This window comes from Micromonospora coriariae, from assembly GCF_900091455.1.
GTDB lineage: Bacteria > Actinomycetota > Actinomycetes > Mycobacteriales > Micromonosporaceae > Micromonospora > Micromonospora coriariae.
On sequence record NZ_LT607412.1, the window covers coordinates 249,786 to 275,040 of the forward strand.

The window sequence follows — 25,255 nt, forward strand, 5'->3', positions numbered from 1 at the left end:
GCCATTGACGTGTTCATGTCCGGCACGGTCTTTCTCGACATCATCTTCACCGGGCTGCCTGACGCGCCCTCGGCGGGCACCGAGGTCTGGGCGTCCGGCATGGGATCGGCGCCTGGCGGCATCGCCAATCTGGCGGTGGCCGCGGCCCGGCTCGGTCTGCGAACGGGGCTGGCTGCCGGCTTCGGCGACGACGCCTACGGGGACTTCTGCTGGCGCACTTTGGGCCAGGAGAAGGTGGACCTGACCGGTTCGCGGCGCTTCACCCACTGGCACACCCCGGTCACCGTCTCGATGTCCGTCGACCGCGACCGCAGCATGGTCACCCATGGTCACGACCTGCCCATCCCGGTCGACGAGCTGATCAGCAAGCCGCCCCGGTCCCGTGCCGTCGTGGCCAGCCTCGGCGACGCGTCCGGCGACGTCGAACTGCCCGGCTGGGCACATCAGGCCAGCGCCGACGGGGCCATGGTCTTCGCCGACGTCGGCTGGGATCCCTCCGGCACCTGGAACCCGGCACTCGCCGACCAGCTCGGCGGCTGCCACGCCTTCATCCCCAACGCGGTCGAGGCCATGTCGTACACCCACGCCGACACCCCCGAGGCGGCGCTTCGTGCCATCGCCGACTGGGTGCCGCTGGCCGTGGTGACCCTCGGCTCCGAGGGGTCGATGGCGATCGACTCCAGCACCGGCGAGGAGGCGCGGGTCCCACCGCTGCCCACCCTCGCGCTGGACCCCACCGGGGCGGGCGACGTCTTCGGCGCCGGGCTCGTGCTCGGCACGGTCGCCGGCTGGCCGTTGCGGGAGCGACTGCTCTTCGCCGGCCTGTGCGCCGGCCTCGCCGTGCAGCACTTCGGCGGCTCGCTGGCCGCGCCCGGCTGGGGCGACCTGACGGACTGGTGGCGCGCCACCGCCGACCGCGCCGCCGCCGGTGATTCGGCAGCCCAGGAACTGGTCACCCGGTACGGTTTCCTCCCCGACCTGCTCCCGGCAGGGCCGGTGTGCGAGGTCCGCCGCGCCCTTGCGACGTTGGCACGCTACTCGGACCTGGACACCGCGTAGAAATATGAATCCCCTCATATCGCCTTGAAGGAGGCAACCATGTCTCGAGCAGCAGCGCGCCCGCGAACACGGGCCGGACTCCGTGCCGCCGTCGGGCTCGTCACCGCGCTGGGATTGTTCGGTGCCGCGGCGTGCGCGCCCGGGGCGAGCCCCTCGAAACCGGCCGGTGACGACGCCAGCCGGGCCGTGCAGACGGACGCAGCCAAGCTCGGCAACGTCACGCTGACCGTCTGGGACCAGGAGGTTCGCGGCGGTCAGAACGAGCAGATGAGTGCCCTCAACGAGGCATTCCACGCCAAGTACCCCAACATCACCATCAAGCGGGTCTCCCGGTCGTTCGACGACCTGGGCACCACGCTGCGGCTGGCGCTCTCCGGCAACGACGCGCCCGACGTCGTGCAGTCCAACAACGGCCGCGCCGACATGGGCAAGTTCGTCCAGGCCCAGCAGCTCCTCTCGCTGGAGCCGTGGGCCAAGGCGTACGGCTGGGCCGACCGCTACCCGGACAGCGTGCTGCAGTACTCGCGCTACACGCCGGACGGGAAGACCTTCGGCGAGGGCAACGTCTACGGCATGCCGCAGGTCGGCGAGATCGTCGGCATCTTCTACAACAAGGAGAAGCTGACCAAGCTCGGCCTCCAGCCGCCGAAGACGTGGGCGGAGCTGACGTTGGCGCTGGCCACCGCCAAGCAGAAGGGCGAGACCCCGCTGCAGCTCGGCAACCTCGACAAGTGGCCGGCCGGGCACGTGTTCGGCACCATCCAGGGCCAGTTCGTCCCCGCGGACGAGGTCACCAAGCTCGGCTTCGGCGGGTCCGGCGCCTCCTGGACCACCCCGGAGAACACCAAGGCCGCCGAGGAGCTGGTCAACTGGGTGAATGCGGGCTACTTCAACGGCAGCCCGAACGGCACCGACTACGACAAGGCGTGGCAGAACTTCGGCGCCGGTCAGGGCCTGTTCCTCATCGCCGGCTCCTGGCTCGGCGCGGACCTCGACAAGTCGATGGGTGGCAAGGTGGGCTTCTCCGCCCCGCCGCCCGGCCAGGACGGCAAGGTCGCCGCGACCGGCGGCACTGGCCTGCCGTTCACCATCACCAGCAAGGCGAAGAACCCGGACGCGGCGGCCGCGTACATCAACTTCATCACCAGCACCGACGCGATGGCGACGCTCACCAAGACCGGCAACATGCCGGTCGTGGAGACCGCCAAGCAGCAGAAGCCGAGTGGCGTGCAGGGCGACATCTTCACCGCCTTCGGCGCCACCACCGAGTCGGGCCGGCTGCTGCCGTACCTGGACTACGCCACGCCGACGATGGGTGACACCCTCGGGGCTGCGCTGCAGGACCTGATCGCCAAGCGGATCAGCCCGCAGCAGTTCCTCCAGAAGCTGCAGGACGACAATGCCAAGTCCGTTGCCGGTAACAACTGACAAGGCACAGCGGGACGGGACGACCGCGACCTCCGGGCCGTCCCGCCCACCGCGCCGGCGGGGGGCGCGGTGGGTCCCGCTGGCATACGTACTTCCCGCCTTCGCGGTCTACGCGGCTTTTCTGCTCTATCCGCTGATCCGGTCCGCGCAGCTGTCGATGTACGAGTGGGACGGCCTGACCCTCGGCACCTTCGTCGGGTTCCAGAACTACGCCGAGGTGCTGACCGATCCCGACCTGCGGGCGTCGTTCGGACACACCCTCGTCCTGATCGGCTTCTACGCGGTGCTGCCGGTCGTGCTCGGCCTGCCGCTTGCCGCGTTGCTCACCCGGGCCCGGGTACGCGGGATGCCGTTCTTCCGAACCGTGGTGTTCCTGCCGCAGATCGTCGCGATGGTCGTGGTGGCCGTCGCCTGGCGGCGGATCTACGACCCGGACGGCCCGCTGAACGCGGCGCTGCACGCGGTCGGGCTCGGCGGTCTGGCCCGCGGCTGGCTCGGTGACTACACCTTCGCCCTGCCGGCGGTCGGCCTGATCGGCACCTGGGTGCAGCTCGGCCTGGTCACCGTCCTGTTGATGGCCGGGATGAGCCGGATTCCCGGTGAGCGCTACGAGGCCGCCCGACTGGACGGCGCGGGCCCGATCCGCGAGTTCCTCGCGGTCACCCTCCCCGCCGTCCGCGGCGAGGTCGCGGTCGCGCTCACCCTGACCATCATCGCGGCGCTGAAGACCTTCGACCTGATCTACGTCACCACCTCGGGTGGCCCGGGCAACTCCACTGCCGTGCCGTCGTACGAGGTCTACCGGCGGGCGTTCGAGCAGGGCCGGGTCGGCTCAGCGGCCGCGGTGGCCATCGTGCTGACCGCGCTGATCTTCGTGATCAGCCTCGGAGTGAACCGGATCGCCGATCGGGAGGAAAAATGATCTCGAAGAGTGAGCGGGCGGCAAACTACCTCATCCTGGTCGCGTTCGCGGCGTTCGCGCTCTGGCCAGTGCTGACCATTGTTGCGGCGGCGCTCGGTCCGGACGACAGCGTCGCCCGGACCGCGCAGGGCGCCGGGCTACTGGGACTGCACCCGGAGAACTTCGGCACCGCATGGCAGCAGGGCCGCTTCGGGCACTCGATGCTCACCAGCATCGGGGTCTCGGCATTCGTGGTCACCTGCGCAACCCTGCTCTCCGTGATGAGCGGGTACGCCTTCGGCACCATGACCTTCCCCGGCCGGAACGTGCTGTTCTATCTGTTCCTGGTCGGCATCATGGTGCCCGCCGAGGCCACCGTGGTACCGCTCTACTTCGATCTGCGGACCCTCGGCCTGACGAACACCTTCTGGGCGATAGCACTGCCCCAGGTGGCCCAGTCGGTCGCGTTCGGCACCTTCTGGATGCGTACCTACTTCCGGGCCAGCCCGGTGGCCATGGCCGAGGCGGCCCGATTGGACGGGGCCGGATCGTGGACAACCCTGTGGCGCATCCTGCTGCCCATCGGTCGACCCGCGGTGACCACCCTGGTCGTGCTCACCTTCATGTGGACCTGGAACGAATTCCTGATCCCGCTGGTCATGGCCACCAGCGACGAACTGCGCACCGCGCCGCTCGGACTGGCCTTCTTCCAGGGTCAGTACACCTCGGGGTTCACCCTGCTCGCCGCCGGCGCGGTGATCGTCGCAGCCCCGGTCGTCGTCCTCTACCTGTTCCTGCAACGCCGCTTCATCCAAGGCATGCTCGAGGGCGCTGTCCGCGAGTGAGGGCTGCGCACCCCGGGTGGCACTCGGGTCGCCGCCCTGAGCAGTAGCAAGCCCCAGTACGAGCAACATCAAGCCGAGCTGGAGGCAGCATGCAACACCGCCTATCCGGGACCACGGCGCGGCCGCCCTCGCCGCGATCGCGGTCGTCGCCGGGGGCGTATCCGGGGACACCACCGCCGCCGGACCCACTCCACCCCTGCGCCTGCCGCAAATCGCATCCGTCCTGATCGGTGCTCGCGAGGCCCGACGGGGGAGGCGAGGACCGCAACTACGGTCGCCCCCGCCGCCTTCGCCGTCGCCAGAGCCGCACGGAGCTAGCGGGGCGACAACCGGCGGCGGGCCCGGGCCGACGGCAGGGCGAAGCAGCCCTCGCCGCGGATGGTCGCGGTGGCGTCCCTGGGCAGATGGGCGAAGTCGGTGATCGCGGCGAACACCGACGCACGCCCCGTCAGGGTGAGCCGCAGCCTGTCGCAGTGCACGGTGGCGGCGCCGGCCAGCGGTAGGACCAGCATCTCCTCGTCACCGGTGGCGAAGTTGACCTCGCCGTTGGCGGGCAAGGGTGAGCACCCGCAGGCTCCGTACCGCCGGCCGGCCCGCTCCAGAGTGACCTCCAACGCCCACGGTGCGCGTGCGGTGTCGCCCTAGGACAGGTGCGCCTCGCCGGTCTTCACGCGTCCTGTCCGGCGGGCAGCAGTGACGCGGCGAGGTCCACAGCGGCGGCCACGTCGTCGTCGGGCGGGTAGAGCAGCGCCCGGCCGACCACCAGGCCGCGCACGCCGGGTAGCCGCAGCGCCCGCTCCCACCGCGCGTAAACCACGTCCGGCGCCTCCACCGGGTCGCCGCCGAGCAGCAGGACCGGCAGGGTCGTCGCGGCCATCACCCGCTCCATCTCGTCGATGGCGGGCAGCTTCAACCAGGTGTACGCGCTGGTCGACCCGAGTGCCTGCCCGACGCTGACGCCCTTGATGACCGCCTCGTGGCGCAGGTCGGCGCTGACGCGGCCACCGTCCCGCGCCACCCATAGCGGCTCGACCAGGGCCACGGTGCGGTGGGCCGCGAGCGCGGTGACCGCCTGGGCGCAGGCCTGCAGGGTGGAGGCGGTGCCCGGGTCGTCCGGGTCGATCCGGCACAGCATCTTGCCGCCGTCGTAGCGCATCGCGGCGATGCTGTCGGCGTCGTAGGCGGTGAACCGGTCGTCGAGTTCGAAGGTGGCGCCGGAGAGGCCGCCACGGTTCATTGAGCCGATGGCCAGGCGGTTTTCCAGCGCCCCGAGCAGCAGCAGGTCCTCCAGGATGTCAGGGGTGCCGAGCACGCCGTCGACGCCGGGCCGGGACAGCGCCAGGCGCAGTCGGTCCAGCAGGTCGGCGCGGCCGGCCATGGCCATCGGCCGGTCCCGTACGCCGAGGGCGCCCCGAGCGGGGTGGTCGGCGGCGATCACGAACAGCGGCCGTCCGTGGTCGGGCCACGGTCGGCGGCTACGACCGGCGGCGGCTTCGGCGATCGCTTGTGGACGGTGGGCGCGGGTGAGTGTCAGCATGTCGTACTCGGTGTTCACCAGTCTTCTCCTCGCGGGTGGTGGCGGTCGACCGTGGCAGGTTGTGGCGCGGTGGACCGGGCCAGCGCGGCGGTCCTGGCGTAGTCGGGCATGGCGGCGGAGCAGGGCAGCCGGGAAGCGACGATCGCGCCGGCGGCGTTGGCGAAGCACAGGCTGTGCTCCAGCGGCCAGTCGCGCAGCAGCCCGGCGGCGTGCTCGGGGTCCCGGGTGCCGACGGCGACGTCCACCTCGTCGATGTTGCCGATGGCGACGGTGACCTGCGGCAGTGCCTGCGCGATCGCCGCCGTGGCCGCCGCCGGGTCCGACCAGCACATCGGGCGGTAGCTCAGGTCGAGCATGGTGTGTTGGCACCGGTTACGGGCGGCCAGCGCGGTGGCGCGGGCGTCGCGTCTCGGCTGCTGGCACAGGCCGGTGCCAGTGAGCCAGAAGATTCGGGCGGCTGCGACCGCGTCGAGGTCGAGCTCCTCGGGCCGGATCTGAAGGTCGGGTGCGGTCGGGTGCGGTAGAACCAGAGCGGGAAGTCGTCCGGCGGAAACCCGCCGAAAGCGTCCGCGCCGGTGCGGGTGATCACGCCGGCGCGCAACTCCTGCCGGTTGGCCGCGACGGCGACGTTGGTGGGACTGCCGCTGAGTAACTTGCCGAAAGTCTCGACCTCGGCCAGTGGCGTGGCGATCCGCAGCGGATAGATGTCCACCCCGACCCGGCCGATGGTGAGCACATCGAGCATGCGGCGCCCTTCGTCCCGGCCGGCGACGGCGCCTGCCAGCCCGCTTTCGTCTCTGACAGGTAACAGTGCTCCGTGAGTTGTGTCAATGTGTTGTCATGACATCCGCCCTCTGCGCGCGGTGACCGCTTCGGTACAGTGACGCCCACGAGGTCCCCGCGCGTCGTACAGCGAGGAGGTGCCGTGAGCGGCCCCGAGATCGCGGTCGACCGGAGCAGCCCGGTCCCGCTCTACTTCCAGGTCGCCGAGCAGTTCGCCGCGGCGATCCAACGCGGCGACCTGGCGCCCGGTGACCGCCTGGACAGCGAGTTGCGGCTGGCCGACCAGCTCGGGCTGTCCCGCCCCACCGTCCGCCATGCCATCCAGCATCTGGTCGACAAGGGACTGATCGTGCGCCGCCGCGGGGTCGGCACCCACGTGGTGCGGGGTGAGGTGCGGCGGTCGGTCGAGCTGACCAGCCTGCACGACGACCTGCTGCGCGCCGGCCAGCGACCGTCCACCTCGGTGTTGGAGTTGGCCACCGTGCCCTGCCCGCCGGAGGTCGCCGCCGCGCTCGGCGTGCCCGCCGACAGCGAGGTGCAGCACCTGCGCCGGCTGCGGTTCGCCGACGGCGAACCTCTCGCCGTGATGGAGAACTGGCTCCCGATCGACCGGGTGCGGCTCACCATCGACGCGCTGCAGGGCAACGGCCTGTACGGGATCTTGCGCGCGGGTGGCATCCGGATTCGCGGCGCCCAGCAGCGTATCGGCGCCCGGGCGGCGACCGGGGCCGAGGCGCAGATGCTCGGCGAGCGGCGCGGCGCGCCCATGCTCACCATGACCCGTACCGCATACGACGACCAGGGGCACTACGTCGAGCATGGTGCGCACATCTACCGCGCCACACGCTACTCCCTTGAGGTGACCGTCGCCGAGCGGTGACGGTGGATGTTTCCGGCTCATTTCAGTGACAGGTATTTACGTCGTCAGGCTGTCATGACATTGTGGCCGCAAGCACCGCCAGCGGCGGACCTGCGGCCGGTGGGGCGACCCCGCGAGTCTCTTCGAAGTTCCTCCTTGCGAAGGGAAAAAGCCCATGTCAGCCAAGCCGAGATGCGCCGTCGGCGTGCTCGCCGCGTTCACCGCCGTCGCCCTCGCCGCCACGGCCTGCGGCGGCTCGGACGAGCCCGCCGGTAAGGACGCCAAGAACATCACCCTGACCATCTCCGCCAACTCCATCGTCGGCGGCAAGAGCTCCGCCGGCGCGGAGTGGATCGAGAATTGGGTCATCCCCAAGTTCGTCGAGGCGCAGAAGGCCAAGGGTGTCACCGCCAAGGTGACGTTCGTGCCCAGCGGCGTCGAAGACGAGCAGTACAAGACCAAGCTGGCCCTGGACCTGCGCTCCAAGGGGGGCGCCGACGTGATCGCCGTGGACGGCATCTGGGTCGGCGAGTTCGTCCAGGCCGGCTACCTCAAACCGCTGTCCGAGGTGGCCGGGGACCAGGTCGACTCCTGGGAGGGCTGGTCCCAGATCCCGGAGACCGTGCAGGGCCTCGGCTCGTTTGAGAACAAGCGCTACGCCATCCCGCTCGGCACCGACGGCCGGGTCCTCTACTACAACAAGAAGCTCTTCGCCCGGGCCGGTCTGCCCGCCGACTGGCAGCCCAAGAGCTGGCAGGAGATCCTCGACGCCGGCGCCAAGCTCAAGGCGCTGCCCGGGGTGACCCCGATCCAGATCAACGCCGGCACCGCGATGGGCGAGGCCACCTCCATGCAGGGCGCGCTGCCGCTCCTGGTCGGCGCGGGCGGCGAGATCTACAAGGACGGCAAGTGGGCCGGGGCCAGCCAGCCGGTCAAGGACATGCTCGACTTCTACACCAAGGTCTACGGTGGCGGTCTGGGCGACCCGAAGCTCCAGCAGGAGGCCAAGGGGCGCGACAAGTCGTTCGCCGAGTTCGCCGCCGGCAAGATCGGCATCCTCGCCGAGGGCGACTACTTCTGGCGCAGCGTCATCAACCCGACCACCGGCATCGCCAAGATGGCCGACCGGGACACCGCCGTCGGCTACGCGATGATCCCCGCCAAGCAGCCCGGCGCCGGCATCCGCGGCCAGGACTTCGTCAGCATGTCCGGTGGCGGTGTGCGGGCGCTCAACCCCAACTCGAAGTTCCCCTCGCAGGCGTGGGAGCTGCTGTCGTTCATGCACTCCGCGGAGGCGGTCAAGGCCGAACTCGCCGGCGAGGCGCGCATCACCGCGCGGCAGGACGTCAACAAGGAGGTCCTCGCGGGCGACCCGATGCTGAGCTTCATCACCGAGAAAGGGCTGCCGGTGACCGCGTACCGGCCGCCGCTGGCGGTCTACCCGCAGGTGTCGGTGGCGTTGCAGGAGGCCACCGCCGAGGTGACCGCGGGCAAGAGCGTGGACGAGGCGGCCGCGGCGTACCAGAAGAAGGTCGAAGGGATCGTCGGTGGTGCGGGTAACGTCACCTCCTGACGAGGTGGTCGAGGGAGCGCGCCCGGTCACGGGCGCCTCCCCAGCCCCCGACGCCGCCGGGCTCGGCCGGGCCCGCGCCACCGGATTCCTCGTCCCGGCCATGGTGCTCATCCTGGTCTTCCTGGTGGTGCCGGCGGTCTGGACGATCTATCTGGGCGTGACCAACTACCGGTTGACCGGCCTGGCCGCCGCCCATCCCGAGGTCGTCGGCCTGGACAACTACACCCAGGCGCTCGGCGACGAGCGGTTCCGCACCTCCCTGCTGTTGACGCTGCAGTTCGTCCTCGGCTCGGCGGTCATCGGCCAGGCCGGGCTCGGCTTCGCCATCGCGTTCGCGCTGCGCGACCGCCGCGGCCCGCTGCGCCGGGTGGTCGAGGGGTTCGTCCTGCTCTCCTGGATCCTGCCCAGCTCGGTGGTCGCCTTCCTGTGGATCGCCCTGCTTGACCGGGACGCCGGCACGCTCAACGCGCTGCTCGGCATTCCCGGGACGGCGTGGCTGCTGGACCACCCGATGCTGTCGATCATCATCTTCAACACCTGGCGCGGCACCGCGTTCTCGATGATGCTCTACGCCGCCGCATTGGAGAACGTCCCCCGCTCGCACCTGGAGACCGCCCGGCTGGCCGGCGCGTCGACCGGGCAGCAGCTGCGCGACGTGGTGTTCCCCCGCATCCGCGGGCACGTGCTGACCAACCTGCTGCTGATCAGCCTCTGGACGTTCAACGACTTCGCGCCGTTCCTGATCACCGCCGGTGGCCCCGAGCAACGTTCGGAGATTCTGCCGGTCTACGTCTACAAGGTGGCGCTTTCCGGTGGCGAGCTCGGTTTCGGCGCCGCGATCTCGTTCATCATGCTGCTGCTCAACCTGCTCATCGCGCTGGTCTACCTGCGCATGCTGGGGCGGCGGAAGGAGGCGGCGTGACCACCACGACGGCGCACTCGCCCACCACCGAGCCGACGGGCGAGCGGCCCACCGTCGCCGTACGCCATCTGCTCGCCCAGATCGGCCGCTACACGTTCCTCTGCGCCGTGCTGGGTTTCTTCGCGCTGCCGCTGCTGTGGCTGGCCACCGCCCCGTTCGACGACACCCCGACCGTCACCGCCTCGCTGCCACGGTTCACCCTGGACAACTTCCGCGCCCTGCTCGACAACCCGTACGCGCTGAGCTCGCTGCTCAACTCGATCTACCTGGCCGCCGGCACTGCGGCGCTGGTGGTGACCTTCGCGGCGCTCGCTGCGTACGCGCTGAGCCGGGTCCGGGTGCCCGGCCGCGACGCGCTGCTCTACGGGCTGCTGCTGCTGTCGTCGATCGTCACCGGCACCGCCACCATGGTGCCGCTGTTCGAGCTGGCCTTCCGGCTCAACCTGATCGACTCCCGGCTGGGCGTCATCCTGATCCTCAGCGGCGGGCTGCTGCCGGCGGCCATCTTCATCCTCAAGGACTTCATGGACTCCACCCCGACGTCCTACGAGGAGTCGGCGCGGGTGTTCGGCGCCAGTCCGTTGCAGATCATGTGGCACATCGTGGTGCCGCTGGTCCGCCCCGGCCTGGCCACCGTCGGGGTGTGGGCGGTGGCCAACGTCTGGGGCAACTTCCTGGTGCCGTTCCTGCTGCTGCGCGGCCCGGACAAGGCACCCGCAGCGGTGATCATGTACACCCTCTACACCGAAGGCGGGCAGGCCGACCTGCGGCTGCTCTCCACCTTCTCGCTGCTCTACTCGCTGCCGGTGGCGCTCATGTTCGTCTTCGTCAGCAGCCGGTACGGGTTCCGCTTCCACGGAGGGATCAAGCGCTGATGTCCGCCATCACCATGCGCGAGCTGACCAAGGTCTACCCCGGCGGGGTACGCGCCCTGGACGCCCTCGACCTGGAGATCGCCGACGGCGAGTTCTTCGCCCTGCTCGGCCCGTCCGGCTGCGGCAAGACCACGCTGCTGCGCACCATCGCCGGGCTGGAGGTCGCCTCCGGCGGCAGCGTGCGGATCGGCGGGCGCGATGTGACCGGCCTGCCGCCGGGCAAGCGGGACGTGGCCATGGTCTTCCAGGACTACGCCCTCTTTCCGCACATGACCGTGCGGGACAACATCGCCTACCCGCTGCGGATCAAGAAGGTCGACCGGCGTAGCCGGGGCAGCAAGGCCGCCGACACCGCCGACGAACTCGGCCTGTCCGGGCTGCTGGAACGCCGTCCGGGGCAGCTCTCCGGCGGTCAGCAGCAACGCGTCGCCCTGGCCCGGGCGATGGCCTGCCACCCGCAGGTGTTCCTACTCGACGAGCCGCTGTCCAACCTCGACGCCCGGCTGCGGCTGGAGGCCCGGACCTTCCTCAAGCGCCTCCAGCGGGAGCTCGGCGTCACCACCGTCTTCGTGACCCACGACCAGGCCGAGGCGCTCGCCCTGGCCGACCGGATCGCCGTGATGGAGGGCGGCCGGATCCGCCAGGTCGGCACCCCCACCGAGGTGTTCCGCCGCCCCGCCAACACCTTCGTCGCCGGCTTCATCGGCTCGACCCCGATGAACCTGATCGACGCGCGGGTGCACGGCGACGAGCTGGCCGTGGCCCGGGCGCGGCTGCCGCTGCCCGACGACGCCCGCGGCCAGGTCACCGACGGCGAGCGGCTGGTCTACGGAATCCGCCCCGAATACCTCGACTACTCCCCCACCGCCGTCCCGGGCGCGCTGACCGGCGACGTGGTCGTCGTGGAGAACCTGGGGAGCGTCTCCCTGGTCTCCCTGGACGTCCCCACCGACGCGGCCGACGCGGGCGAGGAGGCCGGCGGCGCGGGCCGGAGCAGCGTGCAGGTCGTGGTGTCCGAGGGCGGCGAGCCCGAACCGGGCGACACCGGCTGGGCGGTGCCCCGCCCGGGCCGGTCCCTGCTCTACCGCGGCGGGAACCTGGTGACCGCCACCGCCACGGTCGGCGTGCCGGCTCCCCGCGCCGACGCGGCCGTCCGGAGCTAACGATGGTCGTGCACCGCGGCAGGTGGACCCTGCAGGACCGGGCCGACGCCGTGCTGCGCGCCCTGCCAGTCACCGTCGCACCAGGCACTGCCACGCTCACCGTCCGGCTGGACTATTCCCGCGAGGCCGGGGTGCTCGACCTGGGCTGCATCGGGCCGGACGGCTTCCGCGGCTGGTCGGGCGGCGCCCGCGACGGCTACACCGTCGCCGCCGCCTGGGCCACCCCCGGCTACCTGCCGGGCGAGCTGGAACCCGGCGAGTGGCAGGTGCTGCTGCGGTTGCACCGCATCCCACCCGACGGGCTGGTCTACGAGGTCACCGCCACCACCAGCACCACACCGCCGCCCTTACCACCCGCACCGGCGGCGCCACCCCGCCCCGACCGCCCGCCCCGCCGCGACCTGCCCGCCGTCGACGGCCGGCGCTGGCTCGCCGGTGACCTGCACGCGCACACCGTGCACAGCGACGGCGCCCAGACCATCGACGAGCTGGCCGCGCTCGCCGCCGCCCGTGGCCTGGACTTCCTCGCCGTCACCGACCACAACACCGTCAGCCACCACCCGTGGCTGCCGGCCGCCTCGGCCCGCTACGGCATCACCCTGCTGCCCGGCCAGGAGGTAACCACCGATCGGGGGCACGCCAACGTGTTCGGGCCGGTGGGCTGGATCGACTTCCGCCGCCCGCCGGACGAGTGGCTCGCCGCCGCCCGGCGCGCCGGCGGGCTGATGTCGGTCAACCACCCCCTCGGCGGCGACTGCGCCTGGCGTCAACCGCTGGCCGACCGTACCCCGCTGGTCGAGGTGTGGCACTCCGGCTGGTGGGACCGCACCTGGGGCGCCCCGCTGGCCTGGGCGCGGGCGTGGCGGTCGGACGTCGTGGCGGTGGGCGGAAGCGACTTCCACCGCCCCGGCGACGACGCTCCGCCCGGCTCCCCCACCACCTGGGTGCTCGCCGAGGGCGACGCCGCACTCGGCGACGCCGTGCTGGACGCGCTGCGCGGCGGCCGTACCGCCGTCTCCGCCGACCCCGACGGGCCGCTGCTGCTGCGGCTCGGCGACGAGCTGCTGGCGCTCGACGCCGACGGCGCGCTACTGGCCTACCCGGACGGCCGGCACCGGCTGGTCCGCGGCGACCGGTGCCTACTGCCGGCCGACGACGGCCTGCACGTCCTGGAGTCCCACCGCATGGAGGTGATCGCACTGTGCAGCTGACCGGACGCATACGGGTGGCCGGCGCCCCCGTCAACTACGGCATCTACCAGCCCACCGGCGCGCCCGTCGGCCCCGACGACCTGCTCGCGGCGCTGGCCGACGACGGCTACACCGGGGTGGACTCCGGCCCGATCGGCTACCTCGGCACCGGCGAGACCCTCGCACGCCGGCTGGACGCGGCCGGCATCGCGCTCGCCGGCGGCTGGGTCGATCTGCGCTTCGCCGACCCGGCCGGATTCGCCGAGGACCTTGCTCAGCTCGATGCCGCGCTCGATGTGTTCACCGCCACGCCGGCCGACGACCCTCGGTTCGCACCCCGGCCGACGCTGGCCTGCCCCGGCAACCCAGCCCGGATGGCCCGCCCGGGCAGCCCGACCGACCTGGCGTTGGCGCTGCCCGCCGCGGCCTGGCCGGACTTCGCCGCCCGGGTGCAGCAGGCCGCCGACCGGTGCCGCGACCGCGGCCTGGAGCCGGTGTTCCACTACCACCTCGGCACCGACGTGGAGACCGAGGCGGAGGCCGACCGGCTGCTCGACCTCACCGACATCGCCATCTGCCTGGACACCGGGCACCTGGCACTGGCCGGCGGCGACCCGGTGGCTGCGGTCCGACGCTGGGCCGGGCGGATCGGCCAGGTACACCTGAAGGACGCCGACCTCGCCGCCCACGCCCGGGTCCGGGCGGCCGGCGGCGGACTGGCCGACGTGGTCGCCGTCGGCGGCTTCTGCGCCCTGGGCCGCGGCGACGTCGACCTCGCCGGGGTGCTCACGGGCCTGGGCGACGTCGGCTACACCGGCTGGCTGGTGATCGAGCAGGACAGCCCCGAGGACGGCCGAGACCTGGACCGGATCCGCGCCGAGCAGCACGCCAACCTCCGGTGGCTCGAGGAGGCGCTGCGATGACCGAGCCGAACAAGCGGATCCGGATCGCGGTGGCCGGGCTGGGCATCATCGCCCGCACCGTGCACCTGCCGCTACTGCAACGCCGTAGTGACCTGTTCGAGATCGTGGCGCTGGCCGACCTGTCCCCGTCGCGGGTGACCGAACTGGGCGAGCGGTACGGCGTCGAGCCGGCCCGCCGCTACACCGACGCGGCCCGGATGGTGACCGACGGCGGTTGCGACGGGGTGCTGCTGGCCACCTCCGGCTCGCACGGCGAGCTGGCCGCGTCGGCGCTGCGCGCCGGACTGCCGGTGCTCTGCGAGAAGCCGCTGACCTACACGCTCGCCGAGACGGCCCGGCTGGCCGAGCTGGGCGCCGGCACCCCGGCGCTGATGGTGGGCTACATGAAGCAGTACGACCCGGCGGTGACCGAGGCCGCGCGACTACTGGCGGAACTCGGCGGCGCGGAGCGGGTGCACGCGGTCGAGGTCACCGTGCTGCACGCCGGCGGCGACCGGCAGCTGCGCTTCGCGAACCTACCCCCGGCCACCGGCGACGTGCCGGCCGAGGAGGCCGCCCGTCTCTCCGCCGCCGATCGGGAACTGCTCGACGCCGCCGTCGGCGCCGACCCGGGCGCACGCACCCTCTACCAGATTCTGATCAACAGCGTCTCGCACGACCTGTCCCTGCTGCGGCTGTTCACCGGCGCACCGACCACCGTCGAACACGTGGCCACCTGGCCGCTTACCCCCGACGGCCCGATCGAGCCGTCGGTGGAGATCAGCGGGCAGCTGCCCGGCGGCGCCCGCTACGGCATCCGGTGGCTCAACCTGCCGGACTCCCCCGCCTACCGAGAGACGGTCACGCTGCACCACGCGCGAGGCTCGCTGGAGCTGGTGTTCCCCTCGCCGTACCTGCTCAACGCGCCGACCACGCTGACCGTGGTGGACGAGCACGGCGGCGGCGAGCGGCGGGCCGCGTACCGGTCGGTGATCGAGGCGTTCGAGCAGGAGCTGGTCGCGTTCCACGCGATGGTCACCGCGGGCGCCGCGCCGCTGACCGGCATCGCCGAGGGCGCGGCCGACGTGCGGACCAGCCAGCAGGTGGTACGCCGCTACGGTGAGCTGACCGGGGCGGCGATCGGCGGAGAGGCGGCGAGCTCATGACGCGACCGACCGAGATCATCGTGGTCCCACACACGCACTGGGACCGGGAGTGGTACGAGCCGTTCCAGCGGTTCCGGCTGCGGCTGGTGGCGCTGCTCGACGACGTGTTCGACCGGATGGAGCGCGACCCGCGGCAGCGGTTCACCCTGGACGGGCAACTCGCCGCGGTCGAGGACTACCTGGAGGTCCGCCCGGAACGGCGAGAGCAGGTGATCGCCCTGATCCGGGCCGGGCGGCTGGCGGTGGGCCCGTGGCAGATCCTGCTCGACGAGTTCCTCTGCTCCGGAGAAAACATCGTCCGCAACCTCGAACGCGGGCTGAGCCGCAGTGCGGAGCTGGGCGAAGCCATGGCTGTCGGCTACCTGCCCGACATGTTCGGCCACATCGCCCAGATGCCGCAGATCCTGGCCGGTGCCGGGCTGGCCCACGCGTGCGTGTTCCGGGGTGTTCCGGAGCGGATGCACCGCCATGCCTTCGCCTGGCAGGCGCCGGACGGCACCACCGTCAGGACCGAGTACCTGCCCGGCGGCTACGGCAACGCCGCCGGCCTGATGGACGACGCCGCGCAGGTCACCCGCCGGGCCGGCGACCTCGCCAGCAAGCTTGCCGCGTGGCGGTTCGACGGAGAGGACACTCCCGCGCTCGCCATGTACGGCACCGACCACGCGGCACCGGCACCGGACGCCCCCGACCTGCTCGCCGCCGCCGACCTCGCCGACACCCGGCTGCGGCTCGGCACGCTCACCGAGTACTTCGCCACCCAACCGACCACCGTCGACGGACTGCCGGTCGTCCGCGGCGAGCTGCGCTCGCACGCCCGGGCCAACATCCTGCCCGGGGTGATCTCCGTCCGCGGCCACCTGAAGCAGGCGATGAACCGCGCCGAGCGACGCGTCGAACGGTACGCCGAACCCCTCGCCGCGCTGACCCACGACGCGTCCGTGCAGCGCTTCCTCGACATGGCCTGGACCCGGCTGATCGACGCCAGCTGCCACGACTCGGTGACCGGTTGCGGCTGCGACGAGACCGCCGAGCAGGTCGCCGCACGCCTCGCCGAGGCCGACCAGCTCGGCCGGGCGGTGTGCGACCTCGTCGGCGCGCGGCTGGCCGCGGCCGTGCCCCGGGACGGCTATCTGCTGTTCAACCCCAGCCCGGCGGCCCGCACCGCCCTGGTGCACCTGGACGTGGAGGCACCGTCCGACAGTACGGTGGCCCTGGCCGACGCGGCCGGCCGCAGCGTCACCGCCCAGGTCCTCGACCGGGGCCGCACGCTGCTCGCCGACGACGTGGTGGCGGCGGCCGACCTGCCGGCCGTGCTCACCCGGGTGCACGGCCGGGAACTCTACGGCCAGGAAGTCGCCGCCTGGTTTGTGTCGCCCGAGGACGCCACCCTCACCTTCCACGTGGCCCGGCACGGCGACCCCGCCTTCGACGTGGAGGACGTCCGGCTGGCGCTCGCCGCCGCCGGGCGAGCCGACCGGTGGCGGGTACGGATTCTCGCCGCCCCCAGGGCCGCCGTGGCCGCCCTGGTCGAGGTGCCGCCGCTCGGGCGCGCCGCGGTCCGGCCGGTGCCCCTGCCGGCGACGGCGGGCCCGGAGTTCGCTCCGGTCGCGGTGGCCGGTCGCAGCCTCGACAACGGGCTGCTGCGGGTCGACGTCGCCGAGGACGGCACCCTGACGCTGACCACCCCGGACGGCGTAACCATGGGCGGGGTCGGCCGCGTCGTCGACGGGGGCGACGTGGGCGACAGCTACAACTACTCCCCGCCAGCCGCCGACGAACTCGTCGACAAGCCGCGGGCGGTGCGCACCGTGGTGCGCCACAACGGGCCGCTGGTGGCCGTCGTGGACGTGGTGCGGGAGTACCACTGGCCGGTGGCGGCCGACGTAGACGCCGGCTCCCGCGCCATGGACCGCGAGCCGATCACCGTCACCAGCCGCGTCGAGCTGCGCTGCGGCGAGCGGTTCGTCCGGCTGCATGTCGAGTTCGACAACCGCTGCGACGACCACCGTGTCCGCCTGCACCTGCCGCTGCCGTCGCCGGCCGACACCTCGTACGCCGAGGGCCAGTTCGCCGTCGTCGAGCGGGGGCTGACCGCGGAGGGTGGCGGCGGTGAAGTCCCGCTACCTACCTTCCCCGCCAACGGGTTCGTCGCCGCCGGAGGACCGGACGGCGCGCTGGCGGTGCTACTGACCCAGCCCACCGAGTACGAGCTGACCGACTCCGGCCGCGAACTGACGGTCACCCTGCTGCGCGCGATCGGGATGCTGTCACGCAACCAGCACGCCCTGCGCGACGAGCCCGCCGGTCCGCAACTGCCCACGCCCGAGGCGCAGTGCCGCGGCCTACGCACGGTCGAGCTGGCGGTACTGCCGTACCGGGGCGCCTGGCACGAAGCCGGGGTGCTGGCGGCGGCCGAGGCGTACCGGCACGAGCTGTTGGCCTTCCCCGGCGCGGCCGACGCGGCCGCCGCGCTGCCGGCGCCGACGAGCGGGCTGTCCGTCGACGGCTCCGGCATCGCGCTGACCAGCGTACGGGACCGCGCCGGCCGCACCGAGGTGCGGCTGGTGGCGCAGACTCCAGTGGACACCACCGCCGTGCTCGGTGGCGCGACCATCCGCGGGGCGTGGCAAACCGACCTGCTCGGCCGGGCCGGCAAACCGCTGGCCGTCGACGGTGACGGGCTGGTCCGGCTACCGCTGCGGGCTTGGGAGATCGTCACGGTGCAACTCGACGCTTCGGTCTGACCGACTTGCAAATTGGCGGTGCTGAGACCACTGCTGCCCGAGCAGTACGCCGGGCGGGGCTCCTCCCGCGAAGGCCGCGCGGTCTTGGCCCGAACCGTACCCGTCGGTCCTTGGCGCCCTTGCTGTGGAAGTGCACCGATTCGGCGGTCAGGTCGACATCGGCCACGAGGAGGTTACCCACGTCGGACAGGCCGGCACCGCTGTTACACAACAGGCGAATCAGCGGCTCGTCGCGCAGGCTGGCGAAACCTTTCCTCTGCACGATCATCCAGGCCTGGAACGGCTCGACGTGCGCCCGGGTCACCGCGCACGGCTCGTCAGCCGCAGCGTCGGCGTCCGGATCGGGGAAAGACTCCCCCAGATACCGACTGGGCGGCAGCGAGGAGGTAGTTGTAGCGGGTGGTCTCCGGGTAGTTGCCGGCCCTCAGCGACCGGTCCCAGTCGCGAACGAACCCGGCCCAGGTCCGGGACAGTCCGGTGGTGAGCTTCTGAAGATCGAGGAGTGGCACGACAACCTGTCCGACTCAAGGTGTCCAATAGCGGCGTGCTAGACCAGGGCATCCATGCCGAGCAATGGCGTGACGGCTCCCGCAAGTCGCTGGCCTGCGGAAACTCTCTCGCTGTCGGGACGGCCGGATTCGAACCGACGACCCCTTGACCCCCAGTAGTCCGGTGGTCCAGCGGCATGCTCACGCACGTTTGTCCAGGTCGCTTGAAGCATAGACCGGACGAGTAAAGGAGTCCGCACGCCCACTCCCCGCTACCCCGACTCCCTTACTGCCGGCCGGCGTCGTCGGGGTTCAAGTCCGAGGGCGACGGCGACCCAGTATCCATGACTTGGGGCGATACCGGCCGACGGTTCTGCTATATACCGAAGTGGAGTCGAGGAAGCTGGCCTCAGCCCAGCGTGAATGCTGTCGGCGTCGCGCGCGACCCAGAGGCTCGGCTGCTCGCGGGATAGCACTTGGCAGCATCAGGCTGACGGCTGCCAGGCGCGGCCTTCAGCGCGGTGAGCATTGTCGTCTACCTCGCGACCCCGGTTGGATTGCCATGATTCTGCGGTTACGGCTGTCGCTGCGGCGTATTGATAGGCCGCACCGCTCAGCCAGGCCACCGCGAGGGCGGTGGAGTCCTGCTGGTTCAAGCGGCCGAACGCGTCGCGGCTACGTCGGTGACCCGCGCGCCGTAGTTCGCGCAGCACGGACGCGGCTGTCGGCAGTTGGGCGTCCAGGAGCGCCCGAGCGTCCCGGTCGACGTCCGGCACCAGGGCAGCGCGGCCGGCGGCGACCACTCGTTGCAGGTGGTGGGTGAGGAGATGCAGCGGCGGTTGAGGTTGATCGTTGCCGGAAGTCTCCGTGGTTCCGGCGTCGGGTAGGTCGGCGCGCTGTAGCTGGTCGACGCCAAGGTCGACGTGTCCGCCGAAGCGGTCCGGCAGCCAGGGCGCGGCAACGGCGAGACCGTGGACCTGGCGGGGTCCGTGGAAGCGCCCGATCATCCGTACCGGCATGCCGGTGGCGTGGGCGGCGAGCAGACGCAGGTTCGCGACGTACGGAAGCACCGGATCATCGTGTGGAGCGAGGACGATGACCGGCCCCGGCAGTTGCGCCGTCTGCAGGAGTAGACCTCGCTGGTCGGCGGCGAGGACGCCGTCGAGGAAGGCGAGGTCGTGACCGGCGGGCCGCTCGTGTTGGGCGACCTCGAAGGCGTTCAGCCAGCGGGCGGCCTGTTCGGGGATCGGTTGCCGCCAGAGGGCGTCGACTGGTTCCTCGTGCCAGGTGCGGCCTGTGGTTCGTACGGCCTGCACTGTCCTGCCGTGGCTGAGGCGCCGGTCGACGGACGCAAGGGCGTTGATGACGATGATCCCGGCGCGGTCCAACTCGCGGTGGCTGATCGTCACGTCGCCGAGGTTCACGCTTGCCCGAGCGGCGTTGCGGGCTGCGTCGCCGTCGCCGGGACGTGCCTGTGCCAGGCTCCAGATGGTCGCGTTGCCATCGGTGAGGTAGCTGACCGCGCCGACGTGGCCTGTGGTGGCGCGCAGCGGCTCGGTGCACAGCCCGTACAGGTGCAGATCGCCGACCGGGCCGTAGCCGCGCCGGCTCGTGCCCCGGGCGGCTCGCTGGTCGCCGATGCCTTCGATCAGGAGGTGACAGACGGTCAGTGCCTCGCGCAGATCTTCGGTGAGGTCGGCCAGCCGGAACCCGGGGGTGCTCAGGCGGGCTGAGCGCAGTTGTTCAACCACTCTGGTCGCGGCTGTCGCCAGCCGGGGCAGTCCGATGGCGCGGGCCTGGTGGATGGCGCGGAGCAGGTCCGCCTGGGTCACCGCGCCGGCGCCTGCCACCCCGTGTTCGAGGATCTGCGCAACGACGTCGCGCACCTGGGTGGCGGCGGCCTTCTCGTCGGCGGTGGCGGACGGGGCGGGGGGACCGGGCGGGTCGGCTTCGGTGGTCACGACGGCCTCGGCGGTGGCCACGTCCGATCCGGCTGCGACCGGGTGGTGTGGGTGCGTGGTCAGGACGGGTGCGGCGCTGAGCACCGCGGCTCGGTGCAGGCAGCGTGGTGCGAGCAGGCAATTGCAGGCGGCTCCGTCCGCGGTTTCGACCGGGGCGGTGAGGGTGACGGTTACGTGGTCGTCGATGGTGATCGTCGCGCCAGAGTCGGACGTGGTGATGGTCCAGGTCGGCTGCTTCTCGAGAGCCTGGTCGAGCTTGGACCGCAGCCGGGTGGGGAGAGCGGCGACGGCGTCGGCGGTGACGTGTGGTGCGACGGCGGGCAGGCTCATCGGACCTGGTCTCCGATCCAGCGGGCGAGCTCGGTGGGACTTAGCGCGGCGATGGGCATCCCGGCGGCCACGAGTTGCCCGGCGACGGCGGTGCTGTAGCGGGGTTGGCCCCGGTCGTCGAGGCTGGCGCAGCCGAGCAGGGTGACCCCGTCGTCGGCGAGCGCCCGGACGGCGGCCAGTAGTCCGCCGATGGGATGCCCCTCTTCGAAGTCGCTGACGAGCACGACGAGGCTGCGGCTGGGGGTGGTGACGATCTGCCGGGCGTAGCGCAGGGCGGCGGCGATGTGGGTGCCGCCGCCGACGCTGATTTCCAACAGCAGGCTGAGCGGGTCGGCGACCCGGTCGGTGAGGTCGACAACCTCGGTGGAGAAGGTGACGAAGTGGGTTCGTAGGGTCGTCACGCCGGCGAGGACGGACGCGGTCAGCGCCGCCCAGATTGTGGACGGTTCCATCGACCCGGATACGTCGACGAGGAGGATGATCTGCCAGTCGACGCTGCGTCGACCGCGGCTGCGGAAGACGAACCTTTCGGGGCGGATCTGCGCTGCGCCGTCTGAGTCGAGGTGTGCGGTGTGCAGGTTGGCGTGCACGGTGGAGCCGAGGTCGAGGCGCCCGGTGGGTCGGCGGGTGCGTCGTGGTGTGGCGAGCCCGGTCAGTGCCGGTCGGATCTGTCGGGCCAACTGCGCGGTCAGCTCGGTGACGAGCCTGGCGACGAGTGGGCGCAGTCGGTTGAGCCGCGCCTCGGGAAGTCCGCCGGCCAGCGCCAGCACGGTGTGCAGCAGTTCCACAGAGGGTCGGACGTCTTCGGGTGCGATGGTGAGCAGGGCGTCGGCGCGTCCGCGTTCGGCGGCGCGGGCGAGCACCTCGTCGCGTACCGCGGCGCCGAACAGCGCTTCGAGGTCGTCGGCCCAGTCCCGCACCTGCGGGTATGCGGGTTGTCGCCCACCGCCATGTCCGGCGGCGGTGTGGGAGCCTTCTCCCCTGCCGCTGCCGTACAGCTCGTCGAGTGCGGTGGCGAGTCGGCGGGCGTGCGGTGGCAGGTCGTCGGGGCGGCGGCCGAGCAGCAGCCGCCAGCGCTGCGCGGCGGGCAGCGTGTGCGCTCGGTGAGCCGGGCGGGGTTCTGCCGGGGGCGGTGGTGGAGCCGACTTCTCGGCGGTGTGGTTGTCTCTGCCCGGCGGCAGTCCGAGGGTGGTCAGGGCCTGCCGTCCCGACTGGTCGACGGCGAGCCAGTCGGCGAGCAGGCTCGGTGCGACGCTCACGGTCGCGTCGAGGTCACCGATGCGGTGACGGACGGTGTCCAGAACGCGGTCCCGGTCGGCGGGGCTCAACGCGTCGAAGCCGCCGCGCAGCGCTGGCAGCCGGCGGATGAAGTGGTCGTCGTCCCAGCCGTCGATGGTCTTCAGCAGCGGGGTCAGTGTGTCCCCACCGGCTTCGAGCAGGGCGCCGGCGAGGCTGAGCGCTCCGCGGAGTCGGTCGGTGCATTCCACGGCCGGCATCTCGGTCCAGGACGCCAGGACCACGCCGAACTCGTGGGGAGCGGCGATGCCGAGCAGTACCTGGACGGCGTGGGCCGCTCCCCGCATCAGCGGTGATCCGTCGCGGGCGAGGCGGCTGACGGCGTGGCCGAGGCGCAGCAGGTGGCCGCTGTCGTCGGCGTGCCGGACAAGGTCGAGCAGCGCGCGGGCGTCCCCGGGGTCGGTGGATCCGGCGAGCCCGTCAATGGCGCGGACTGCCGCAGCGTGCAGGTGTGTCAGATGCTCGTCGAGGCCGGCTGGTGGTGACGGGGTGGCGGGGATGTGCCCCCGGTGCAGCCGCTGGAGCAGTTGGCTGGCGGCGGCGAGACCGGCGAGGGTGGCGGTGCCGGTCACGGCGGTGTGCAGGTCGGTGAGGCGGACGTCGACGGCGTCGGGTAGTCCGCAGGCGGCGGCGCGGGCGAGCCCGGCGACAGCTTGTGCGGCGGTGGGGCCTCCGTCGGTCACCTCTCGGCGGCGCCGGGTGTTCAGCATGCCGGCGGCGGCTTGGGCGAGGGTGACACCGTGTGGGCTGGCGGCGGCGAGCCCGGCGTCGGTGCCGGGCTGCCAGTGCAGCCGCCAGCGGGTGGTGAGGGTTTCGGCCGTGGTGGTCTCTGCGGGCTCGGCGTAGGGCACCTGGCAGGCGAGCAGTCGCTGCAGGGTGGCCTCTCGTCGCTGGTCGAGTGGGATACGCAGTGGATCAAGCCGAACGGTGCGGGACGGGTCACCGGGGCCAGGCAGGCGCAGCTGCTGTAGCAGAGCCGTGGTCGCGGGAGTCAGCCCGCAGACGGGTGTGTCCGGGCAGGGGTGACCGCGGCGCTGTCCGATCAGGGTGTGCTGCATCGCGGCGGCGACCGCTCGGCCCCGGCCGGCCGGTTCGCCCTGAGCGAGGACGGACTGCAGTGCTTCGACGAGTTCACCGCGTCCGGCGGCGGGCAGGTTCCGCAGTCGGGCCAGGTCGTGGGCGAGCCGGGTGATTTCGGCGGCCTCCGCCGGGCCCGTGGGGTGTCCCTGGTCCCGCAGGTGCCGAGTGATCTCGACGGCGAAACCGCGCAGGTGGGCGGCCAGCGTGCTGGGGTCCGCGTGAGCATCGTGGACAGCCTGCTGCCAGCGAGGGTCGCGGATCCCTGCGGGATAGCCGGATCGCGAGTCGAGCAGGTCGAACGAGTACGGCACCAGGGAGATGACCGGGCTACGTCCCGGCGCCTCGGCATCGGGTGTCGGTGGTGTGGTGGGTGCTGGGTGTCCCGGTGTGGTCAGGGCGGGGGCGTGGAAGGCGCCGACGACGACGGCGAGACGGCCGGGGGTCTCCGCGATCTGCTGCCGCATCCACGCCTCGCGCCGCTGATCGAGGGCGCCGATGCCGTCGGCGGCATCATTGCGAATTGCCCAGCCGACTGCCAGCGCCGACCGGCGTACCGCCTCGGGCGGTGAGCCGGGGGCCGCCGCCTCGACCCAGCGGTCCCACAGGTCGTCTCCAATCCGACCGGTCAGGGTGGCCCGCACGCTGTCGGCGTACCCGCTCACCTGCGGTCCGACGGCTGCCGGACGTTCCTGCCACGCCGGGTCGCTCAGTGGCAGATCGCAGCAGTGGGCTGGCACGCCTCGCCGTTGCGCCCACCGCAGCGCGGCGAGCTCCGGGGAGAAGTCGGCGAACGGGTAGAAGGCGAGCGGTCCGCCCTCGTCACCGCTGGCGGCGGCCAGGGCGACCGGCGCCTGGGTGTCGGGGTGCGCCAACCAGGTCAGCCACGGCTGCATGTCGGCGGGCAACTCGACCAGCACCGCGTCCGGGGCGGCCGCGTCCAGCAGGGCGGGGATCGCCGCGGCGAGCACCGGCGAGTGATGCCGCACTCCGATCAGGGTGACGCGGCCGGTGTCGCTCAGACGTGCGACGGCGGCGCGCGGGCCGTCAGCTGCGCTGTCGTCAGTCACGCAGGACATCGCGCTGTTCCCACAGCTGCCGCCACATCCGGCCGCCGGCCTCGGCGCGGCGGCGCAGGGCGCCGTCCCAGTACGCCAACAGCCGCGCATGGTCGGCCGGGTCGTCCTTGCGTACGACACCCACCAGGTGCCCGGGCAGCAGCGACAACGGGTCCGGGCCGGGCAGGTACGCGGTGGACAGGCCGATCGACGCGGCGACGGCGACCGCTTCGGCGGTGCTCATGACCGAGGACGGACGTTCCACCTCCCAGCCCTCGACGGTGCTGCCGGTGCGCAGGTCGCGGAAGGCGGTCACCAGGGTCTCCAGCACCGCCTCGTCCACCGTGTACGCGGCGCCGACCCGTTCCACGGTAGTGCGGGCCTGCCGGGTGACGAGGGCGACCTCGGCGTCGAAGTCGGCGATCGGAGGCACCACCTCGAAGTTGAACCGCCGTTTCAACGCCGCGGACATCTCGGACACGCCCCGGTCTCGCAGGTTGGCCGTGGCGATGACGCAGAAGCCAGGAGCCGCGTAGGCCACGGAGTCGTCGGGGAGTTCGGGCAGGACCAACCGACGGTCGGACAGGATCGACACCAGTGCGTCCTGCACCTCGGGCAGGCAGCGGGTGATTTCCTCGACCCGGGCGACGGCACCGGTGGTCATCGCGGTGAGCACCGGCGAGGGCACCAGTGCCTCCCGGGACGGCCCCTTGGCCAGCAGGAGCGCGTAGTTCCAGCCGTAGCGCAGCTGTTCCTCGGTCGTGCCGGCCGTACCCTGCACGGCCAGGGCACTTGTGCCGCACACGGCAGCGGCGAGCAGCTCGGACAGCATCGACTTGGCGGTGCCCGGTTCGCCGACGAGCAGCAGCCCCCGCTCACCGGCCAGGGTCACGACACACCGCTCGATGAGGGCCCGCTCCCCCACGAACTTCGCCGCGATGGTGACCTGACGGCCGTCGGGCCCGTGCACGGGGCGGCCGGGCGGAGCCGGCGATGAACGTCACCACCGCCCGCGGGGTCAGCTGCCAGCCGGGCGGGCGGGGACCGCGGTCGGCGGCAGCCAGGAACGCCAGCTCGTCGGCGTACAGGTGCTCC

Annotated in this window: 21 protein-coding genes; 13 read left to right on the forward strand and 8 right to left on the reverse strand. The window is 72.0% G+C overall.

Going from position 1 to position 25,255, the window contains the following annotated elements; genetic code table 11:
• Positions 1–15: 15 nt before the first annotated feature.
• From GA0070607_RS01165 to GA0070607_RS01180, 4 genes are read left to right on the forward strand one after another with little or no spacing between them, the layout of a single operon-like run.
• Positions 16–1,059, forward strand: coding sequence for a PfkB family carbohydrate kinase (locus GA0070607_RS01165; RefSeq protein ID WP_089021570.1), 1,044 nt, complete (start codon positions 16–18; stop codon positions 1,057–1,059).
• A gap of 39 nt (positions 1,060–1,098) precedes the next feature.
• On the forward strand, positions 1,099–2,487 hold the full coding sequence (locus GA0070607_RS01170; protein WP_089016498.1) for an extracellular solute-binding protein: 1,389 nt from the start codon (positions 1,099–1,101) through the stop codon (positions 2,485–2,487).
• A complete protein-coding gene (locus GA0070607_RS01175) occupies positions 2,471–3,409 on the forward strand; it encodes a carbohydrate ABC transporter permease (protein ID WP_231930733.1) in 939 nt (312 codons plus the stop codon). The genes GA0070607_RS01170 and GA0070607_RS01175 overlap by 17 nt, the downstream gene beginning before the upstream one ends.
• Positions 3,406–4,233, forward strand: coding sequence for a carbohydrate ABC transporter permease (locus tag GA0070607_RS01180; protein ID WP_089016500.1), 828 nt, complete (start codon positions 3,406–3,408; stop codon positions 4,231–4,233). The genes GA0070607_RS01175 and GA0070607_RS01180 overlap by 4 nt, the downstream gene beginning before the upstream one ends.
• Positions 4,234–4,547: 314 nt before the next feature.
• Here GA0070607_RS01180 and GA0070607_RS01185 read toward each other — a convergent pair whose 3' ends face one another.
• The 4 genes from GA0070607_RS01185 to GA0070607_RS33150 are packed head-to-tail and all read right to left on the reverse strand — an operon-like array spanning position 4,548 to position 6,515.
• Positions 4,548–4,847: a 5-deoxy-glucuronate isomerase gene (locus GA0070607_RS01185; RefSeq protein WP_089016501.1), complete on the reverse strand. Its 300-nt coding sequence runs from the start codon at positions 4,845–4,847 to the stop codon at positions 4,548–4,550.
• A gap of 53 nt (positions 4,848–4,900) precedes the next feature.
• Positions 4,901–5,788: a Cgl0159 family (beta/alpha)8-fold protein gene (locus tag GA0070607_RS01190; RefSeq protein ID WP_231930735.1), complete on the reverse strand. Its 888-nt coding sequence runs from the start codon at positions 5,786–5,788 to the stop codon at positions 4,901–4,903.
• Positions 5,785–6,126 (reverse strand): carbohydrate kinase family protein, encoded by a 342-nt coding sequence (locus GA0070607_RS33145; RefSeq protein WP_231930737.1) that lies wholly within the window; start codon positions 6,124–6,126, stop codon positions 5,785–5,787. Before GA0070607_RS33145 ends, GA0070607_RS01190 begins: the two co-directional genes overlap by 4 nt.
• Entirely contained in the window at positions 6,114–6,515 is a 402-nt protein-coding gene (locus tag GA0070607_RS33150; RefSeq protein WP_231930739.1) for a carbohydrate kinase family protein, read from the reverse strand. Before GA0070607_RS33150 ends, GA0070607_RS33145 begins: the two co-directional genes overlap by 13 nt.
• Positions 6,516–6,695: 180 nt before the next feature.
• Between GA0070607_RS33150 and GA0070607_RS01200 the strand changes: the two genes are divergently transcribed.
• From GA0070607_RS01200 to GA0070607_RS01240, 9 genes are all read left to right on the forward strand, one after another.
• Positions 6,696–7,433 carry a GntR family transcriptional regulator gene (locus tag GA0070607_RS01200; RefSeq protein WP_089016502.1) on the forward strand — a complete coding sequence of 246 codons (738 nt, stop codon included), beginning with the start codon at positions 6,696–6,698 and terminating at the stop codon, positions 7,431–7,433.
• Positions 7,434–7,587: 154 nt separating this feature from the next.
• Positions 7,588–8,985, forward strand: coding sequence for an extracellular solute-binding protein (locus tag GA0070607_RS01205; RefSeq protein ID WP_089016503.1), 1,398 nt, complete (start codon positions 7,588–7,590; stop codon positions 8,983–8,985).
• Between the two features lie 4 nt (positions 8,986–8,989).
• A complete protein-coding gene (locus tag GA0070607_RS01210) occupies positions 8,990–9,907 on the forward strand; it encodes a carbohydrate ABC transporter permease (RefSeq protein WP_197701223.1) in 918 nt (305 codons plus the stop codon).
• A complete protein-coding gene (locus tag GA0070607_RS01215) occupies positions 9,904–10,782 on the forward strand; it encodes a carbohydrate ABC transporter permease (RefSeq protein WP_197701224.1) in 879 nt (292 codons plus the stop codon). Before GA0070607_RS01210 ends, GA0070607_RS01215 begins: the two co-directional genes overlap by 4 nt.
• Positions 10,782–11,945, forward strand: coding sequence for an ABC transporter ATP-binding protein (locus tag GA0070607_RS01220; RefSeq protein WP_089016504.1), 1,164 nt, complete (start codon positions 10,782–10,784; stop codon positions 11,943–11,945). Before GA0070607_RS01215 ends, GA0070607_RS01220 begins: the two co-directional genes overlap by 1 nt.
• 2 nt (positions 11,946–11,947) lie before the next feature.
• Positions 11,948–13,156 (forward strand): CehA/McbA family metallohydrolase, encoded by a 1,209-nt coding sequence (locus GA0070607_RS01225; RefSeq protein ID WP_089016505.1) that lies wholly within the window; start codon positions 11,948–11,950, stop codon positions 13,154–13,156.
• Positions 13,147–14,058 (forward strand): sugar phosphate isomerase/epimerase family protein, encoded by a 912-nt coding sequence (locus tag GA0070607_RS01230; protein WP_197701225.1) that lies wholly within the window; start codon positions 13,147–13,149, stop codon positions 14,056–14,058. The genes GA0070607_RS01225 and GA0070607_RS01230 overlap by 10 nt, the downstream gene beginning before the upstream one ends.
• Positions 14,055–15,203, forward strand: coding sequence for a Gfo/Idh/MocA family protein (locus tag GA0070607_RS01235; protein ID WP_089016506.1), 1,149 nt, complete (start codon positions 14,055–14,057; stop codon positions 15,201–15,203). The genes GA0070607_RS01230 and GA0070607_RS01235 overlap by 4 nt, the downstream gene beginning before the upstream one ends.
• Positions 15,200–17,950, forward strand: a complete 2,751-nt coding sequence (locus GA0070607_RS01240) for a glycoside hydrolase family 38 N-terminal domain-containing protein (protein WP_089016507.1) — start codon at positions 15,200–15,202, stop codon at positions 17,948–17,950. The genes GA0070607_RS01235 and GA0070607_RS01240 overlap by 4 nt, the downstream gene beginning before the upstream one ends.
• A gap of 317 nt (positions 17,951–18,267) precedes the next feature.
• On the opposite strand, the gene GA0070607_RS33155 is transcribed toward GA0070607_RS01240, so the two are convergent.
• The 4 genes from GA0070607_RS33155 to GA0070607_RS01260 form a co-directional block, all read right to left on the reverse strand.
• A complete protein-coding gene (locus GA0070607_RS33155; protein ID WP_231930741.1) occupies positions 18,268–18,459 on the reverse strand; it encodes a hypothetical protein in 192 nt (63 codons plus the stop codon).
• Positions 18,460–18,923: 464 nt separating this feature from the next.
• Complete coding sequence (locus GA0070607_RS01250) at positions 18,924–20,729, reverse strand: hypothetical protein (protein ID WP_089016508.1); 1,806 nt, start codon at positions 20,727–20,729, stop codon at positions 18,924–18,926.
• Entirely contained in the window at positions 20,726–24,172 is a 3,447-nt protein-coding gene (locus GA0070607_RS01255; RefSeq protein ID WP_231930743.1) for a DUF5682 family protein, read from the reverse strand. Before GA0070607_RS01255 ends, GA0070607_RS01250 begins: the two co-directional genes overlap by 4 nt.
• The gene (locus tag GA0070607_RS01260; RefSeq protein WP_408630936.1) at positions 24,165–24,992 is read right to left on the reverse strand and encodes an ATP-binding protein; all 828 of its coding nucleotides are present in this window, start codon (positions 24,990–24,992) and stop codon (positions 24,165–24,167) included. The genes GA0070607_RS01255 and GA0070607_RS01260 overlap by 8 nt, the downstream gene beginning before the upstream one ends.
• Between the last annotated feature and the right edge of the window lie 263 nt (positions 24,993–25,255).

Bases quoted from the DNA above. Each gene is read 5' to 3' on its own strand.
- GA0070607_RS01165 (WP_089021570.1), top strand. From the start codon at position 16: ATGTCCGGCACGGTCTTTCTCGACATCATCTTCACCGGGCTGCCTGAC.
- GA0070607_RS01170 (WP_089016498.1), top strand. From the start codon at position 1,099: ATGTCTCGAGCAGCAGCGCGCCCGCGAACACGGGCCGGACTCCGTGCC.
- GA0070607_RS01180 (WP_089016500.1), top strand. From the start codon at position 3,406: ATGATCTCGAAGAGTGAGCGGGCGGCAAACTACCTCATCCTGGTCGCG.
- GA0070607_RS33145 (WP_231930737.1), bottom strand. From the start codon at position 6,126: ATGCTCGACCTGAGCTACCGCCCGATGTGCTGGTCGGACCCGGCGGCG.
- GA0070607_RS33150 (WP_231930739.1), bottom strand. From the start codon at position 6,515: ATGCTCGATGTGCTCACCATCGGCCGGGTCGGGGTGGACATCTATCCG.
- GA0070607_RS01205 (WP_089016503.1), top strand. From the start codon at position 7,588: ATGTCAGCCAAGCCGAGATGCGCCGTCGGCGTGCTCGCCGCGTTCACC.
- GA0070607_RS01220 (WP_089016504.1), top strand. From the start codon at position 10,782: ATGTCCGCCATCACCATGCGCGAGCTGACCAAGGTCTACCCCGGCGGG.
- GA0070607_RS01225 (WP_089016505.1), top strand. From the start codon at position 11,948: ATGGTCGTGCACCGCGGCAGGTGGACCCTGCAGGACCGGGCCGACGCC.
- GA0070607_RS01235 (WP_089016506.1), top strand. From the start codon at position 14,055: ATGACCGAGCCGAACAAGCGGATCCGGATCGCGGTGGCCGGGCTGGGC.
- GA0070607_RS01240 (WP_089016507.1), top strand. From the start codon at position 15,200: ATGACGCGACCGACCGAGATCATCGTGGTCCCACACACGCACTGGGAC.
- GA0070607_RS01250 (WP_089016508.1), bottom strand. From the start codon at position 20,729: ATGAGCCTGCCCGCCGTCGCACCACACGTCACCGCCGACGCCGTCGCC.
- GA0070607_RS01260 (WP_408630936.1), bottom strand. From the start codon at position 24,992: ATGCTGTCCGAGCTGCTCGCCGCTGCCGTGTGCGGCACAAGTGCCCTG.